Origin of the sequence: Vibrio sp. 1874, from assembly GCF_033344395.1 — a bacterium.
GTDB lineage: Bacteria > Pseudomonadota > Gammaproteobacteria > Enterobacterales > Vibrionaceae > Vibrio > Vibrio alginolyticus.
Genome location: NZ_JAWPOR010000004.1, coordinates 296,024 through 312,323 on the forward strand (window position 1 = coordinate 296,024; position 16,300 = coordinate 312,323).

Below are 16,300 nucleotides of genomic sequence, written 5' to 3' on the forward strand. Positions count from 1 at the left end.
GTTACTCCTGTAAGCTAAGTTCACTATTAATCGAAGATAATGAACTTCTGATCGTTGCTTGTTTGGTATTGTCTGAAATTGCTGTATAAGTTGCACGCTGTTTTGCATTATTTTGGAACCAGTACTTACGGTTAAATTCGCTCTTCTCATCAAGAATGTATTCTATCTCAAATGCTAAATATTTAGCCGAGTCTTTCATTGGTAAAGTCAATTTATAGACACTTTGAGAATCTGAGGAATCTGTTGAACTATCCAACGTTTCTAGATCTACTCCAGTGTGCCAAGCTCCCGACCCCAGTCCTCCCTCTGTTACAGAAGTATTTGTCCGAAGTTTTATTCCATCTCTTGCTGTATTGGTGGGAACTTGGATATGTAGCTCAATACCAAACAATTCTTGTTTTGCTGCCGGATACTGTGTTGTTGAATTCGGAACGGTACGCATCAATGGTATTTGGCAGATCAAAGGTTTATCCATTATGGTTTTTAACTCAAAAAGAGCCTCTTGCACTAAAGAAGAATTATGCTTTTCTCTCTCTACCAAGCTTGAGGATTGACTCCACAGGGCTTTATCTGGGTGATAGCCCCAAGGAAGTTTATCTAACCACTTTTGATAATCATCTTGTTTAAGTTTACTCATTATATGATTACTAAGAAGGTAAACTGCAGTAAGGCCCATAATGACAAACATGATCGGACCTCCAAACAGAATATTTGCAGACCAAATCCCAGTTAATCCACCGATAGCTTGAAACCCACCTACAATTGTCAATCCAACTAAAGATGCAAAGTTGAAGTATTCGACAACTCTTGCGCTCCCATGTAAACCGTCTATGTTCTTCCATGAACGATAGGCCTCTATACCCGAAGCAAGAGCTCCAATAACTCCGGTCACAGCTAGCCATTTATTGAATACCTTTAAGTCATCAAGGATCAAGTTATCAAAACCACGGGCATTATTATTTACTAACTCTTTTAATGCTTTATATGAATGTGACCTTAACCGAGGATCACCCTTCACACTATCCCATAATTTACCCGTGCGAATCCCCGTCCAAGCGTTGGCTGTATATAAAAGCTTTTGCTGGATATCTAAAAATTCATCTGAGGACATTAACCCAGTGTCTTGGATACTACTCATGGCATCACCAAGCGCGATGCAGTTAAATACTAATGCCATAAAGCCTAGACCACCGGCATTCTCGAACAGTTTATTCAAATCATTGAGCTTATTCATCACGATCCGCGTTCTAAGCTCGATGGTTCTTTGAGGTAGATCATCAGGTAACTCAATGTACTGTGGGTACTCCAATGTAGCTACAGCGAGTGCCTTCTTAATTCTCTTTTTATTTTTTAAAGCTGTTGTGTATTTAGAGTCGGCTTTGCGGTTGTTTTTCTGGAAGTCAGCAATGACCGCATCGTTTTTCTTGAGCTCACTTGGGTAATCATTTACGCGTGTTTTCCATTTTTTAAAATCGCGAGCGTAGCTTTCATTTACAGTAACTGGCATATTGTGTGCCATATGTTCTGCAATAACGGCAAATAAATAATAGCTATGACGGTTCAGAGGTTTAGCGAAAACAGGCATCAGCGAAATTGATACTTGTGAGGTCATGCTAACACCAAACTCTACAACGCCTTTTGCAAGCGCACCTATTGCAGATTTAAAAATAATATCCAGCTCTTGGAAACCTTTGGCGATATCTTTGAGAAAGGCTGTTTCCGCAGTGTTTGGGTTGGAAACAAAGTCCATGATCTTAGAGTACATATTCACGCGGTTGCTGGTATCAGATATCTGGTCCATCAACTGATTATCAGGATCAGGGTTTTCTGAGACGATCGACTGTTCATCAAGCGCCTCTGTAATATTCTTCTCCATCACTTTAAATAAACTACGACTAAACCCAGAGGCATAGAGAGCAAGTAAACTGGTTGGTTTCTCCCATTGGCTTTCAGCCCATTGGCGGTCTTCTTCTTGTATCACCAAAGTAAATGACTCAACCGCTTGCTTGTGTAGTTGATACAAGCTGTACTGCGTGTCTTCGCTGTATAGGTCGAAGGTTCTTTCGAGATGATGCGGCGTTAAGGACTCCATTACTGCGATAAAGTCGCGTTTGACCGAAACCACTTGGGCTAGCATGGTTTCTTTTTGTTCTGACAGCTCTTGCATCTCGCTCAGCATTTGCTTCCAGTTGAGCTGCTGACGCCAGCGTTCAGTCGCTATCCATTGTTCGTATTTACCAAAACGGCTCGCAGAAATTCGATATTTGTCCTGTATCGCTTTAGCAATGTCACTTTGGGTATGTTGGTGTGATTCAATCGCTCCAGCGGAAAATTTAGCAGGATAGCCGGACTGAACTGAGCTTTTGTTCTGCTCTGCCAAATCAAGTTGGTGAGAGGAGTCATAATAGTCAGCCATGTCGGTATAAAACGACAGCTCTTCGCCGTTACGCTTAACGCTAGCTGGCATGTCTATCTCGTCACTTGCACCAAACATACACAGTTGCATGGCGGTCTGCATCAAGTTCCACTGGTTTGAAAACTGGTCAGTGAAAAGGCGGTAAGGGCTTGCGGCACCAACAAAATGCAGTGACATATCTTGAATGTCTGCGGCGTAATCTTTTATCGCGACGAAGTAGCCTGATTCTTCTTCTGGAATCGCAGAGGTTAAATCGCTTTCGACTGCGACAGGTTTAAAGACAGAACCATCTTCATCTGCTTTGGTGGCGATGCCAGAATCCGCAAAGCGACCATCATCGACGGCAGAAGATTCAATATCAGCGACTTGGGTTAACTTATCTATTGGTGCAATGTTGTGCTGATTCTCGTTTGAGGACAGAACAATGGTTTGCATGCGATCGATATGATTACTCGGATTGTTAAGTACGCGCATGAACGTGTGCCATGTCCACCGGTGCTCAGAGAAGCAAATCGATAGTACGCTTCCGTTGACGTAAGTAAGGAAGGGCTTTGCATCTTGTGGTGTCCCACGCTGCTCTGATTTTGGGCTTTCTGATTCTCCCAACTTATAGAGCGTGAATTGCGTTCCTTTGATTTCGTATTCGTCTAAGCTTTTGTTGATTGCATCATAGACATACAGCCAACCGTCGCGCAGTTGACGCAGGGTGTAACCAACGGTATTGAGTTTGGCTGGGCCTTGGCCTTTCCATTCTTCAGGCAAACCAAAAGGTTGTGTCTCTTCTGTTTCTAGCTGATCGATGGCATAGCGGACAGGGATAAAGTGCGCAGGTGATGCTTCCGTTGCTTCTTTCTCAGTTTTTAAATTGAGAGGCTCTGGTTCAGACGGCGGTGGCGGATCGATTTTTTTTGTTTCTCCCTCCCAAAACATACTGCGCTCTGGGGGTGAGCCAGCAAGATCATCAGATTCCGTGGTTGGAACGATATTCAGCGATTTCAGTGTACCATCGCTTTCAAATGCCTGAACGGCCTCCTCATAGGTATAGCTGTTGTCATACCAGAACATAGAAGTTTTTGGGGGAAGTGGATTATTCATCGTTAGCCCATGTTTAAGAGTTTTACTCTGTTACGCAAATATCGCACCAAAATAAAGCAATTAAAAATCAATGAGTTAGATTTTTATGGTTTTGCGTCAATCAAATAATTGTTTGTTTTTCCAATAAGTTGGTTGGTGTTTACCATTTTTTGTATTGATTGAATCAAAGTTTGAGTTGTGAGTGATGCCTCAATGAGCCGACAAAACAAAAGGGCTCCAGAGTTACCTCTGGAGCCCTTTCTAGTATTTAAGCTCTAAATAATTAGCGACGCTTTGGTTTACGTTGACCAGCTGGTTTGCCTTGTCCTTGTGGGCGACCTTGGCCTTGCGGCTTGCTACCTGCCGGGCGGTTTGCACCGTTGCCGCTAGGACGTTGGCCGTTGTTTGCAGGGCGTTGACCACCTGTAGCTTTGCCAGAACCGTTACGGTTACCAGATGGTTTACCATCTTTTGAACCGCCTTCAGAGCGTTTGTTCAAATGACCACCGAAGCCTGGTTGGTTTTTGGTATGTTTGGTTGCAAAGCGGTTTGCCCCGTGACGACCAGATTTACGACGTTGCGCAGGTGTTTGTGCTTCAATGTCTTCTGCAGGAACGAGACAGCCTTGTTTGTCACCAATCAAATGTTTTTTACCCATACTGACTAGGGCTTCGCGGATCATTGGCCAGTTTGCTGGATCGTGATAACGCAACAGCGCTTTATGCAGGCGACGTTGACGTTCACCTTTTGCTACAGGTACATCTTCACGTTTTTTGTACTTCACGCGTTTCAGAGGGTTTGTCTCTGAGTAGTACATCGACGTTGCGTTACACATTGGCGAAGGGTAGAAGTTTTGTACTTGGTCACATTCGAAGTTGTTCTTTTTCAGCCACAGAGCAAGGTTCAGCATGTCTTCGTCTTCTGTGCCTGGGTGCGCAGAGATAAAATAAGGGATTAAGTACTGCTTTTTGCCTGCTTCTGCACTGTATTTCTCGAACATCTCTTTAAAGCGATCGTACGTACCCATGCCTGGCTTCATCATCAGATCAAGAGGACCTTTCTCTGTATGTTCCGGTGCAATCTTCAAGTAACCGCCTACGTGGTGAGTCACGAGCTCTTTCACGTATTCTGGTGATTCAATCGCAAGGTCGTAACGTACGCCAGATGCAACCATCACTTTCTTCACGCCTTCAACTTTACGCGCTTCGCGGTATAAATCGATCGTGTGTTTGTGGTCTGTGTTTAGCTTGTTACAGATGCCCGGGAATACACAAGAAGGACGACGACAGTTCGCTTCCGCTTTTGGATCTTTACAGCCCAGGCGGTACATGTTTGCAGTCGGGCCACCAAGATCGGAAATTGTGCCGGTAAAGCCTGGAACTTTGTCGCGAATTTCTTCAATCTCGTTGATGATAGACTCTTTCGAACGGTTTTGAATGATTCGACCTTCATGCTCGGTAATCGAACAGAAAGAACAGCCACCAAAGCAACCACGCATGATGTTTACAGACGTCTTGATCATGTCGTACGCAGGAATTTTTGCTTTCCCGTACCTAGGGTGAGGGACACGCGCGTAAGGCAGGCCAAACACAAAGTCCATCTCTTCGGTCGTCAATGGAATTGGAGCTTGGTTTACCCAAAGTTCACGATCACCATGGCTTTGAAGTAGCGCTCGACCAGAGTACGGGTTCGTTTCTAGATGCAATACACGGCTTGCATGCGCATAAAGAATACGATCGTTTCTTAGCTTTTCAAACGAAGGTAAACGGACCGCAGTCGTCGCAGCATCGTGGCGTGATGGGCGAATCGTGATTGGTTGTGCAACTGGCTCGTCTTTTTTAGCTTCACACTGAGTTTCTACTTCGTATGGGTTCTTTGGTACGAACGCTTCTTTACGAGGTTTTTCAATGCGAGAAGAATCAATAACCGTGTAGCCTTCTGGCGCGGTTGGCAAGTTCACAGCAGTACCACGAATATTGGTCATGGTGCTGATGTCTTCGCCGTTTGCGATGCGATGTGCTACTTCGACAAGTGCGCGTTCTGCGTTACCAAAAAGTAGGATGTCTGCTTTTGCATCAAACAGTACTGAACGACGAACTTTATCTGACCAGTAATCGTAGTGTGCCACACGGCGTAGGCTGGCTTCGATACCACCTAAAACAATAGGTACTTCTTTGTAAGCCTCACGACAACGTTGAGAGTAAACCAACGTTGCGCGGTCTGGGCGTTTACCACCTTCGTTATTTGGTGTGTACGCGTCATCGTGACGAAGCTTTTTATCCGCGGTGTAACGGTTGATCATGGAGTCCATGTTACCCGCAGTGATCCCGAAGAACAGATTTGGCTTACCAAGTTGCATGAACGCATCTTTATTTTGCCATTCTGGTTGAGCAATGATACCGACACGGAAACCTTGTGCTTCTAGCAGGCGGCCAATGATAGCCATACCAAAGCTTGGGTGATCCACATAAGCGTCACCGGTTACAATGATAATGTCACAGCTATCCCATCCTAGGGCATCCATTTCTTTGCGACTGGTCGGCAAGAAAGGTGCCGTACCAAAACACTCTGCCCAGTATTTTTTGTACTCATGAATAGGAGTGATGTTATTGGTCATATTTTGCTCTCTGTTCCAGGGAGCGCGAATTATAGCGATTTGATTATCAGGTATCTATAACAAACTCATCTATTCCAGCTTAGTTCATCGAGTTTTATTTGGTTTGTAAAAATATCAATGCTCTATCGGCGATTTTCTGTCTAATTTCACCTTGAAAGCCTCATGGTTATAGATCGGTTCATGAAAAATGTCGCAATCTTAATACAAAGCATAAGCAATGGTGTGCTTATATGGGGTAAAGCCTATAATCAAACTAGTGCATATTAAATGCAAAAGGCTGAGCTGCTCTGGAAGTAGTTCTAAGTCGATAGGCTTATCGTTGACACAATCCATCTATAAAGAGGATCGGCAGGTCCCAACAGGAATGTCGCGAATTGACTGTGAATTTTGAGCCTTGGGCTAATTACAAGAAAAGGGGCTAGGGTATGAGTGAATCTACGACAACAGTGCATCCAAAAATGCAAACGACTTCCAGTCTAACTCCTGTTATAGAGTGGTCTTACGATATTGATACTCGCGAGTTCGAATGTGATCAGCAAGGAATGGCAAATGCATTTGGGATAAGTACGCCAGTAACCAGCCTAAATAACTTGTTTGATCATATGCTGATGGGGCAACAAGAAACGCTAAAACAACGAATTCTAGAAGTGGAACTCTTTGGCGGACGGGGACGGTTTTCTTGTTGCATGATGCTAAAAAACGTTAACTTAGTGCACGTTACTATTAGTTTTGAAAGGCTCAATAAGCGCATTATCCAAGGCACTATTATTCCACAATTAACAATCACTGGTTGCGAGGAGTTAGCGAAAATTCTCGAAACGATTTTTGATTTGCCAAATGTAGGAGTTTTAGTTGCCGATGAAGATACGCGCATCTTAGGTTGTAACCGTGCCTTTGAGTTACAAATGGGCTATCAAAACCGAGATCTGGTTGGGCTTAAAACTCATATTTTCAGTACCTCTCACCATAGCCAAGCGTTTTATGATCAGCTGTGGCAGCAAATTAATGATGAAGGATGTTGGTGTGGTAACTTGCTGAGCAAAACAGCAAACGGTAGCAACCAAGCTCATCATCTTTGTATTTACCGACTTACGTTTCACTCTGGACGAATTCTTTATCTCGGATTTTCTACGGATATTTCTGCTTCGTTGTTGTGGATGAAAAATCGTTGTGAACAACAGCATGATTGGGCTGCCTTTTTACCGACGAGGAAAGAATTTGAACTCCAATTAGCTACCTTAGCGAATGAAAGCAGAAATAAAGAACTCAACATTGTTATGACACTAAGACCCAAGTTTCGGAGAGATACTTGCTTGAACAGCAATTAGGTTTTGCAGATTTTATTATGCGAAGTCGCTACACCAGTATTGCGGGGCAGTTATCTCGGGATGTGTTTGTCGTATGCTTGCAGACCCCTCATTGTCAATGGTTGAGCCCGGTTCGTTTGATCCAAATTGCCATGAAAGGGTTCTTTAATGAGCTTAGAAATGAAATGGGCACAAAAATGCATGCCACTATCGTTAAAGGCCAAACTGGTGTGTCAATCCTTGGCTATGATACGAACCGACCAAGACAAGCGCTAGCACATGCAGCGCAAGCGATGTTGTCCTCTATTTCCGGTGAAGGCAGCTATTTCAACTTTTACGATAGTGAACTTCACTCTGAATTAGTGAAGCGCCAACATCTCGAGGCGTTTTTGGAGGCGCAAATAGAGAGTGGGCTAGTGGACGTTTACTTTCAACCGATTATCGACGTTCAAACCGGAAGAGTGGTTAAGTTCGAGGCTCTCGCACGCTTCTATGATGAAAATGATGCGTATTGTACGCAAAAGATGATCGCTATTATTGAAGATCTAGAACTCATAGCGGCACTTGATGATGTGGTCTGCCAAGCTGCGTTGAAGCACTTTCCGCGCTTACAAGAAATTTATGGCGAGGAAGTGGGCGTGACCATCAATCGCTCCCTCAATACGAAATTGGATTCTCTTCAGATCCTTCAGCGGTCGCATGATTTGATTAAAGCCAGTGGTGTAGACCCTAAGCGAGTAACTATCGAGCTAACAGAAACCGCGTATTTTGAACAAGATGAGGAGCATACTCGAGCTCTAGAGGAAGTGCGGAAAGAGGGCATTGAGATCGCGATTGATGACTTCGGTACTGGGTATTCTTCTTTTTCTTATCTAGAAAAAGGGCAGTTTGATTTACTGAAAATAGACCGAAAATTCGTCAAGAACATTCATAAAGGGAGCACTAGCTATAACATTGTGAAAATGGTCACCGAGCTTGCACAGCAAATGAATGTAAAAGTGGTTGCTGAAGGCGTGGAATCTAAGCAAGAACTTCAAGTATTGGCAGAAATCGGTGTCGATTACATGCAGGGCTTTCTATTTTCTGCTGCCGTGCCTGTCGATTTGATGGATAAAGCGGACAGTTATGAGCATCTGTTCTCTGACATCGCGATTGAGTCTAAGCAAAGTGATGTGTTGCAATCTTTGAGCCATGAACAAGTCAGGTCTATGGACCCTGGAGAACCGCTCTCCTTGGCAGTTGAGTACATGAATTTGAATCCAAGCTTGCCTTTAGTTGTTCTCAATGAAAATCGTTGTGTTGGGTTAATTACGAAAGAGACGGTGAATTTACACCTAACGCCCTCGATGGGCACAGAGCGAGAAACTGAACGAGAAAGCCGAATTTGGAAACGTCCTGTTCATCAGATAATGAGCACCGAATTTGTGTTGGTTGATGAGGATTTACCTGTCTCTGTTATTCGAGAGTTGGTTAAAACCGGCATTCGCTTCCCTTGGGTATTGTGTAATACCAAAGAAGAGTACCGTGGAGTTTTAACGCAGGAAGACGCGTTGAAGTATCTTGCTTCTCTGTGAATAAAATTGTCTTACCGTTTTAGCTCATTTGGGGGCCGACTTTCGGTGGTTTGGCGATAGTTGATTTGATATTATCGCCCCCCAAAATGACTTTTGAGCGTGCATTCAACATGATTCAACAATTGCTGGTTACTTTCCCTCCGATGCTATTTGGCGCACAAGCGCTACTGACTTTGCTTCTAATAAAGGGCGATATTTGTCCTGGTCAGCGAGGACGTCTTCATAAAATGTTGCCAGCAGTAGCTGTATTGTGGCTCGCTGTTGCGTCACTTCGCATTGAAGCATTTATGATCGTGTTTGCTATTTTCTACTTCTATTCTCAGGTTCAAACCAAGAAAACGCGTGAAAAAGGGCCACTATGGGCGATGCATTTAGCGAATGGTTTGGCCTTTGCGTATGTGAGTATTCAAGTATTTGAGCAATCAAGCTGGCCAGCATCGATAGCGATGGCGCTAATGATATTTTTCCTTGGGGCGTCATTTTCTCAATTGCTGCTTACGATAGCTCGCAGCAGATTACAGGCATTTCACCGTATTTTACCAGTTACGGGCATCGTGTCTGGAATGCTATTAGTCATCGCAACGTTGTTTGCTTCTTACCAGTTAAATGAAGCTGCACTGAACGCTGCAACACAGCCAATCTTGCTGTCTTTAGCTATGTTAATTTCTTCAATTATTGTGTGGTGTTGGCATATTTTTACGCATAAGAAACCAGAAAAGGTGCAACTGAGCGTTGCCTTGTTGCTAGCACTCGCGTCGATGACGAGCCTGCAAGGTTTATTCTCTCTCGCGGCTTAACCTCTATTCTAAAGACAAAGCTAGACGGCTTATATCCAAGTGCTTTCTTGGTGCTTGGGTATAAGGTGATCACGTTTTAGATCGCACTCACTTTAAATTCGCGTGATTACTACTACGCTTGTTTATATACCTTGTCGAAGAGGAGAGTCGCGATGGATTTAAGCAATGTAGGTAATCTGGACAGCACTATTTTGCTAGGTATCGTCAACGAAAAGCTACGTTTAGAGTGCGACAGTTTTGACGAGTTAGTATCAGTGTATGAGATGGATGTAGAGTCTGTAGTCGGCAAGCTTGATATGCTCGGTTATCAGTACGATCCATTGACTAACCAATTTAAAGCATATCAACGCTAAGCCTTTCATAACGCAAATCTTTTAAGCCACCTTGATTCCGTCAAGGTGGCTTTTACATTGTAGCCTCGCGGTTGCGAAAAAAGCTTGTAAGTAACGCTTCTCTCTCTCTGAGTGACGCGTTGCTGCAAACAAGCGACGCCATAAGCCTTGGCCGAAAGGTTTACTGGTAATAAGACCTTGGCGAGAAAATTCAGAAATCGCCCAATTGGGTAGTGCCGCCACCCCTAATCCAGCAGAGACCATCTGAACTAACATGAGAGTATTGTCGGCTTGCTTCCATTTCGCAGGTTCTATTCCTGCTGGCTGAAGAAAGTGTTTTACGACGTCCAGCCTTTGTTTTTGAACCGGATAAGAGAGCATGGTTTGATCTGCGAGATCTTGCGGATCAATAATTTCTTTTTCCGCCAATGGGTGATTGGTTGCGGTAATTAAACGCATTTCAAAGTCGAATAGAGGCTCGTAGTGGACTTCAGATCGAGGTTGGATATCGGAAGTAATAACGAGATCAAGTTCGCCTGCCAATAGAGCTGGTAGTGGTTCAAAGCCAAAACCAGAGGAAAAGTCCAATGTTACGCTTGGCCAAGCAAGTTGGTACTCCCTAAGTGCAGGCATTAGCCATTGGAAGCAAGAGTGACATTCAATGGCCATATGTAATCGGCCATTGACGTCTTCTTTCAAGCTCGCTAAATCATTTTCTGCTCTTGCGAGTTTCGGAAGGATATCTTCTGCAAGACGCAATAGGATTTCTCCCTCTGAAGTGAACTTCACCGGACGAGTCTTTCTCAGGAACAGTTGCCCTCCAATTCGCGCCTCCAAATCTTTGATCTGATGAGACAGTGCCGACTGAGTGAGATGCAAAGCGGTCGCTGTCGCCGTTAGAGAGCCAGTGTCTCGAAGCGAAGTGAGTGTCCGCAAATGTTTTAGCTCTATCATGAATTCCTTTCATCCTTTGTTGCTCGCTATGAACAGAATAGCAATCGTGTAAATAACTTAACGACAAAAAATGGATATGTAAACGTCTAGACGTCTATTTGTTGTTTTTATTTGCGAATCATGTCGCTTCATGATGAATTTTTTTAATAAACAAGTTGAATAAATGGACGTTGTTCTAATATCAGATGAGAGCGATAGTTTAGCCATCCAGACATCTTATCATTTACCGAAAGATGCTCTGACCCAAACAAATTGAACAAAATTGAGAAAGGAATAGGGACATGGCGACAACGACTCACATACTAGGTTATCCACGCATTGGTGAAAAAAGAGAATTAAAATTCGCTCAGGAGAAATACTGGCGAGGAGAAATTGATCAAGCTGAGCTTAAAAAGGTTGGGGCAGATCTACGCGCCAAAAACTGGCAAACACAAACGGATGCTGGTCTGAGTTTTGCCACCGCTGGCGACTTCGCTTGGTACGATCATGTACTGACGACCACGTTGCTATTGGGTCATGTGCCAAAGCGTCACGCTGATGGTTTCCCTAACCTGGATACGTTGTTTAAAGTGGGTCGCGGTCAATCTCAGGCGGGTTGCAGCTGTGCGGGCGCTGCGGCATCGGATATGACCAAATGGTTCAACACAAACTACCATTACATTGTCCCTGAGTTCAGCAAGGACGATACGTTTGAAGTGAGCTGGCCGCAACTGTTTGAAGAAGTCAACGAAGCGCTTCAAGCTGGCCACCAAGTGAAGCCTGTTTTGCTTGGCCCAGTCAGTTACCTTTACTTGGGCAAAGAGGTCGAAGAAGGGTTTGACCGCTTAACCCTGCTACCACGCTTACTTACTGCTTACCAAGCTATTTTGGCAAAGCTAGCAAGTCAAGGTGTTGAGTGGGTTCAGATTGATGAGCCAATTTTGTCACTGGAGCTAGAAAGCAAATGGGCTGATTCGTTTAAGCTAGCCTACCAAGTGATTCGAAGCGATGTAAAAGTGCTGCTAACGACGTACTTTGACTCCGTAAGCGATACGCTAGACAAAATTGTAGAGCTACCGGTGGATGGTTTGCATATCGATTTATCTGCCGTCCCTCAGCAGCTTGACGATGTGGTTGCCAAGTTACCGGAGGGGTGGGTGCTTTCTGCCGGCGTTGTGAATGGTCGTAACGTGTGGCGTTCAGATTTAAGTGCCCAACTCGAGCGTCTACAGCCAGTCAAAGAGAAACTGGGCGACAAACTTTGGGTTGCCAGTTCATGTTCTCTGCTACATAGCCCTGTTGATTTAGCACTGGAAACAGAACTGAGCGAAGAAGTAAAAAGTTGGTTTGCCTTTGCAAAACAAAAAGTGGCAGAAGTCGCCTTGCTTGGCCGAGCGCTCGATGGTGACCAAAATGCGATTCTCGCTTGTGATACCTATAGCCAGCCAATCAAAGCGCGCAAGACAGCAACACATGTGAATAAACCTCAAGTACAAGCGCGTTTAAACAACATTACCGCGTCACTTGCCGAGCGCAACGCACCTTATGCAGAGCGTGCTGCGCATCAAGCTGAAGTATTGGGCTTGCCTTTGTTGCCAACAACGACAATCGGCTCTTTTCCTCAAACGGGTGAAATCCGGGTGCAGCGCAGCGCTTATCGTGCAGGTCAATTATCTGAGTCTGAATATATCCAAGCACTTAAAGGACATATTGCTGACGCAGTAAAACGTCAAGAGGCGCTCGACCTAGACGTGCTTGTTCACGGCGAAGCAGAGCGTAACGACATGGTGGAATACTTCGCTGAGAACTTGGCGGGTTTTCAAACGACCAAATTTGGTTGGGTACAGAGTTATGGTTCTCGCTGTGTGAAACCTGCCATTGTAGTTGCTGACATTGAACGTGAAAAACCGATCACAGTTGAATGGTCGACGTACGCACAATCGCTAACCAGCAAACAGATGAAAGGCATGTTGACTGGACCAGTAACGATTTTATGTTGGACGTTCCCACGTGAAGACATCACACGTCAAGAAATTGCGCAGCAACTTGCTTTGGCACTGCGTGATGAGGTGTCTGACCTGCAAGATGCAGGCATCAATATCATTCAAATTGATGAGCCAGCCATTCGAGAAGGTTTACCACTCAAAAAACGCGATCACAAAGCGTACTTAGAATGGGCCGTAAATGCGTTTAAGGTCTCTGCGGCAAGTGCAAAACCAGAAACTCAGATTCACACTCATATGTGTTACAGCGAGTTCAATGAAATCATTGATTCGGTTGCGGCACTCGATGCGGACGTCATTACCATTGAAACATCTCGCTCGAATATGGAGTTGCTGAAAGCATTTGAAGAGTTCAATTACCCGAACGAAATTGGCCCTGGTGTTTATGACATTCACTCACCAAACATTCCTACGGAAGAATGGATTGAAGGTTTAATCAAGAAAGCGGCAGAAAAAATTCCGGCTCAACGTTTGTGGGTAAACCCAGATTGTGGTCTGAAAACACGAAACTGGAAGGAGACAGAAGCCGCATTGGCAAATCTGGTTTCAGCGGCGAAGAAGCTCCGTGCTGAGCTGGCGTAACACATCGTTACAGCAAATAAAAACGGAGACTGTGGTCTCCGTTTTTCTATTCTTAATTGTTAACTTTCGTTTTCAGATTATCCAATAATAGCGAATCATCGTCTCATGCCGAAAGCAACAAAAATTACTGTAGCTACTTCACCTGAGTACAAGTCTGTGCGGAAACCAACTCATCTGCCATCAACTGACCGCGAGAATTACGTACCTTAATACGATACATCAAGCCCATATCAATTTGCTTGCGAACTTCTGGGTTGCTGCAGTAGGTATAGATACTGGTATTCAGTACTTGATTTAACGGCTTTGCACCGAGTGCGCCATCGTTATAAATCATCATCATCTCTACAACATTTTTGTTGGATGAGACACGCATTATTTGCAGTGGACCGTACTCTAAAGGGAGGCCCGCTGACAAGACTCCTGCTCGGTTTGATGCCATAAGCTCAAGTTGGCGCTGATTATCATCGGTTGATGAACAGCCAGCCAGAGCACCAAATACCAAGAAAAGACACAGTAATTTTTTCATAAATTAAAACACTTTTTTGAACGGTTTCACGATTACATTATCGTAAACACCAGCCGCTACATAAGGATCGGCTTCTGCCCACGCTTTAGCATCCTCTAGAGAGGCGAATTCAGCGATGACAGTTGAGCCCGTAAATCCAGCTTCACCAGGATTGTCAGAATCTATCGCAGGCATCGGACCAGCTGTAAGAAGGCGACCTTCGTCTTGTAGCTTTTGTAAGCGATCCAAGTGTTGTGGGCGAACGCTCATGCGTTTTTCCAACGAGTTCTCAACGTCCTGTGAAAAGATGACATACCACATAGCATAGTTCCTTAATTGGTAGGGTAAAGTGTTAATTTAACGCCTTTTTTGTGTCTCTCACAAGTGAACAACAGAAAATGTGAGATCCTTTCTAACTGTTAGCGTTGTAGGTTGACTAATTCTGAACCGGACGTGGTTTACCTTCACTGTCAATGGCTACGTAGTTGAAGGTCGCATCACAAACCATGAAGCGTTCGCCAACACCGTGAGCTTTGACGGGTTTGACCCATACTTCCAAATCGACACTCATGGATGTGCGGCCGATCTTAGTGCATTCGCCGTAGCAGCATACGACATCGCCCACACCAACAGGTTTTTTGAACGTAATGCTTGATACCGAAACGGTGACAACGCGACCACAAGAGATCTCTTTTGCCAGAATCGCGCCCGCTAAGTCGAGCTGAGACATTATCCAACCGCCAAAAATATCGCCATTGGCGTTTGTATCTGCAGGCATTGCAAGGGTACGAAGCAGCATTTGACCTTTCGGAGAGCTAATTTCTTGACTCATTGTGACATCCTAAATCTTAAAGGCGCTCAAACTAAGCGCCAACATAGTAAATACCTAGAACCAAAGGTCCTTAAAAAACCGCAGATACCGGACCAGAGAAAGTTGGTTTACAGCAGCAAGAATGGTCTGAAAACGGTACGTTGTTTGAGCGGTTTACTGATACATGGAGCAAAACAGCGACCCTAAGGTCGCTGTGAAGTCGCGGATTATAGCAAAACTGAGTTTTTAATCATCAGTGGACACATCGGATGAGTTATTTTTTTGTTCTTTTGGCATGTGTTTATAAATGTAAAAGCCAGTCGCAATCATGTAGGCAAATGTCGCGATCAACATTCCAAATACTTTGAAGTTAACCCAAACATCCAACGGCAATTCGTAAGCAATATAAATGTTTAGGCCAGCGAAGAATGAGAAGAAGCCAACCCAAGCCCAGTTAATCTTTGCCCAAACAGCGTCAGGTAACGTAATTTCCTTGCCTAGCATACCTTTGATGGCTGATTTTCCCAATGCGTGGCTCACTGCTAAGCCAATCGCCAGAATCGCGTAAATGATGGTGACTTTCCACTTTATAAAATTGTCGTCGTGGAAGAAAAGGGTCATGCCGCCGAAGATAGTGACGATAACAAATGTTATTAGCTGCATCTTTTCGACTTTCTTATACAGCGCGTAGGTGACGACAAGTTGAATGGCTGTTGCTACGATCAGTGCACCTGTCGCCACGTAGATGTCGTACAGCTTGTATAAAGCGAAGAAAACGATGAGTGGTATAAAGTCTAGGATCTGCTTCATGATGGCAAAATCTACCTAATTATTGAATTGAAGACAGTCTAACGGAATCTGACAAGATGTGAATACTGAGGAAGTTAAGGTAAGAATAGTAACGCTTAGTATATCGTATAGACCGCAAGATTCTTCCATGTCGAAACAGCATATGGAAGGAATAAAAATTGCCGCGATGAGGCGGCAATAAAGTTGAGAGTTTTAAACCTTAAGCAACACGTTGATATTGGGAAATAAGCGTTTTTACATCTTCTAAATAGCCTTCCCGTAGTAAGTTATCGACCGTTGCTTCTAGCTCTTCAAGAGACATCGTGAAGCAAGTGGATTTACCAGTCATCAGGCTCAGATAGTGATGATACTCTTCTTCTGTATAGTGGCCTAAGCGATCAAGTAACAGTGTTTTGATTCCATGATGAATCAGGCCGTAGTATGTATGTCGATGAAGTAACATGGCGATCTCCTTATCAAGCTCATACGCTACTCTTTTGTAGCCTGCTTGACCTTCTGGATAATTCGATTTACTCCAATAATGCACATCTAGTGCCAAT

General features: G+C 44.2%; 11 protein-coding genes and 1 pseudogene. 4 read left to right on the forward strand and 8 right to left on the reverse strand.

Annotation, left to right across the window (positions count from 1 at the left end; all coding sequences use genetic code 11):
• Window position 1: 1 nt before the first annotated feature.
• Complete coding sequence (locus R8N46_RS11215) at window positions 2–3,511, reverse strand: T6SS effector BTH_I2691 family protein (RefSeq protein ID WP_213972432.1); 3,510 nt, start codon at window positions 3,509–3,511, stop codon at window positions 2–4.
• Window positions 3,512–3,773: 262 nt separating this feature from the next.
• Window positions 3,774–6,107 carry a YgiQ family radical SAM protein gene (locus tag R8N46_RS11220; protein ID WP_169644165.1) on the reverse strand — a complete coding sequence of 778 codons (2,334 nt, stop codon included), beginning with the start codon at window positions 6,105–6,107 and terminating at the stop codon, window positions 3,774–3,776.
• A 425-nt stretch (window positions 6,108–6,532) separates the two neighbouring features.
• Between R8N46_RS11220 and R8N46_RS11225 the strand changes: the two are divergent.
• The 3 genes and pseudogenes from R8N46_RS11225 to R8N46_RS11235 all read left to right on the forward strand — a co-directional run bounded on the left by R8N46_RS11225 (window position 6,533) and on the right by R8N46_RS11235 (window position 10,138).
• Window positions 6,533–8,988: pseudogene (locus R8N46_RS11225) on the forward strand (EAL domain-containing protein).
• A gap of 86 nt (window positions 8,989–9,074) precedes the next feature.
• The gene (locus tag R8N46_RS11230) at window positions 9,075–9,785 is read left to right on the forward strand and encodes a hypothetical protein (RefSeq protein WP_064354144.1); all 711 of its coding nucleotides are present in this window, start codon (window positions 9,075–9,077) and stop codon (window positions 9,783–9,785) included.
• A gap of 152 nt (window positions 9,786–9,937) precedes the next feature.
• Window positions 9,938–10,138, forward strand: coding sequence for a DUF4250 domain-containing protein (locus R8N46_RS11235; protein ID WP_005376762.1), 201 nt, complete (start codon window positions 9,938–9,940; stop codon window positions 10,136–10,138).
• Between the two features lie 21 nt (window positions 10,139–10,159).
• Here the strand turns inward: R8N46_RS11235 and metR are convergent, their stop codons facing one another.
• Window positions 10,160–11,071, reverse strand: coding sequence for an HTH-type transcriptional regulator MetR (gene metR, locus R8N46_RS11240; RefSeq protein WP_054730490.1), 912 nt, complete (start codon window positions 11,069–11,071; stop codon window positions 10,160–10,162).
• A gap of 281 nt (window positions 11,072–11,352) precedes the next feature.
• Between metR and metE the strand changes: the two genes are divergently transcribed.
• The gene (metE, locus tag R8N46_RS11245; protein WP_042522829.1) at window positions 11,353–13,635 is read left to right on the forward strand and encodes a 5-methyltetrahydropteroyltriglutamate--homocysteine S-methyltransferase; all 2,283 of its coding nucleotides are present in this window, start codon (window positions 11,353–11,355) and stop codon (window positions 13,633–13,635) included.
• Between the two features lie 133 nt (window positions 13,636–13,768).
• Here metE and R8N46_RS11250 read toward each other — a convergent pair whose 3' ends face one another.
• From R8N46_RS11250 to R8N46_RS11270, 5 genes are all read right to left on the reverse strand, one after another.
• The gene (locus R8N46_RS11250; protein WP_005386726.1) at window positions 13,769–14,161 is read right to left on the reverse strand and encodes a GspS/AspS pilotin family protein; all 393 of its coding nucleotides are present in this window, start codon (window positions 14,159–14,161) and stop codon (window positions 13,769–13,771) included.
• 3 nt (window positions 14,162–14,164) lie between these two features.
• Entirely contained in the window at window positions 14,165–14,461 is a 297-nt protein-coding gene (locus R8N46_RS11255) for a YciI family protein (RefSeq protein WP_005376766.1), read from the reverse strand.
• Between the two features lie 115 nt (window positions 14,462–14,576).
• Window positions 14,577–14,972 (reverse strand): acyl-CoA thioester hydrolase YciA, encoded by a 396-nt coding sequence (gene yciA / locus R8N46_RS11260; protein ID WP_005376768.1) that lies wholly within the window; start codon window positions 14,970–14,972, stop codon window positions 14,577–14,579.
• A 225-nt stretch (window positions 14,973–15,197) separates the two neighbouring features.
• Window positions 15,198–15,761, reverse strand: coding sequence for a septation protein A (locus tag R8N46_RS11265; RefSeq protein WP_005376769.1), 564 nt, complete (start codon window positions 15,759–15,761; stop codon window positions 15,198–15,200).
• A gap of 199 nt (window positions 15,762–15,960) precedes the next feature.
• Entirely contained in the window at window positions 15,961–16,203 is a 243-nt protein-coding gene (locus R8N46_RS11270) for a hypothetical protein (protein WP_169644167.1), read from the reverse strand.
• Between the last annotated feature and the right edge of the window lie 97 nt (window positions 16,204–16,300).

Excerpts from the sequence above, each read along its gene's own strand:
- R8N46_RS11215 (WP_213972432.1), bottom strand. The coding sequence starts at position 3,511 with ATGAATAATCCACTTCCCCCAAAAACTTCTATGTTCTGGTATGACAAC.
- R8N46_RS11220 (WP_169644165.1), bottom strand. The coding sequence starts at position 6,107 with ATGACCAATAACATCACTCCTATTCATGAGTACAAAAAATACTGGGCA.
- R8N46_RS11230 (WP_064354144.1), top strand. The coding sequence starts at position 9,075 with ATGACTTTTGAGCGTGCATTCAACATGATTCAACAATTGCTGGTTACT.
- R8N46_RS11235 (WP_005376762.1), top strand. The coding sequence starts at position 9,938 with ATGGATTTAAGCAATGTAGGTAATCTGGACAGCACTATTTTGCTAGGT.
- metR (WP_054730490.1), bottom strand. The coding sequence starts at position 11,071 with ATGATAGAGCTAAAACATTTGCGGACACTCACTTCGCTTCGAGACACT.
- metE (WP_042522829.1), top strand. The coding sequence starts at position 11,353 with ATGGCGACAACGACTCACATACTAGGTTATCCACGCATTGGTGAAAAA.
- R8N46_RS11250 (WP_005386726.1), bottom strand. The coding sequence starts at position 14,161 with ATGAAAAAATTACTGTGTCTTTTCTTGGTATTTGGTGCTCTGGCTGGC.
- R8N46_RS11255 (WP_005376766.1), bottom strand. The coding sequence starts at position 14,461 with ATGTGGTATGTCATCTTTTCACAGGACGTTGAGAACTCGTTGGAAAAA.
- yciA (WP_005376768.1), bottom strand. The coding sequence starts at position 14,972 with ATGAGTCAAGAAATTAGCTCTCCGAAAGGTCAAATGCTGCTTCGTACC.
- R8N46_RS11265 (WP_005376769.1), bottom strand. The coding sequence starts at position 15,761 with ATGAAGCAGATCCTAGACTTTATACCACTCATCGTTTTCTTCGCTTTA.
- R8N46_RS11270 (WP_169644167.1), bottom strand. The coding sequence starts at position 16,203 with ATGTTACTTCATCGACATACATACTACGGCCTGATTCATCATGGAATC.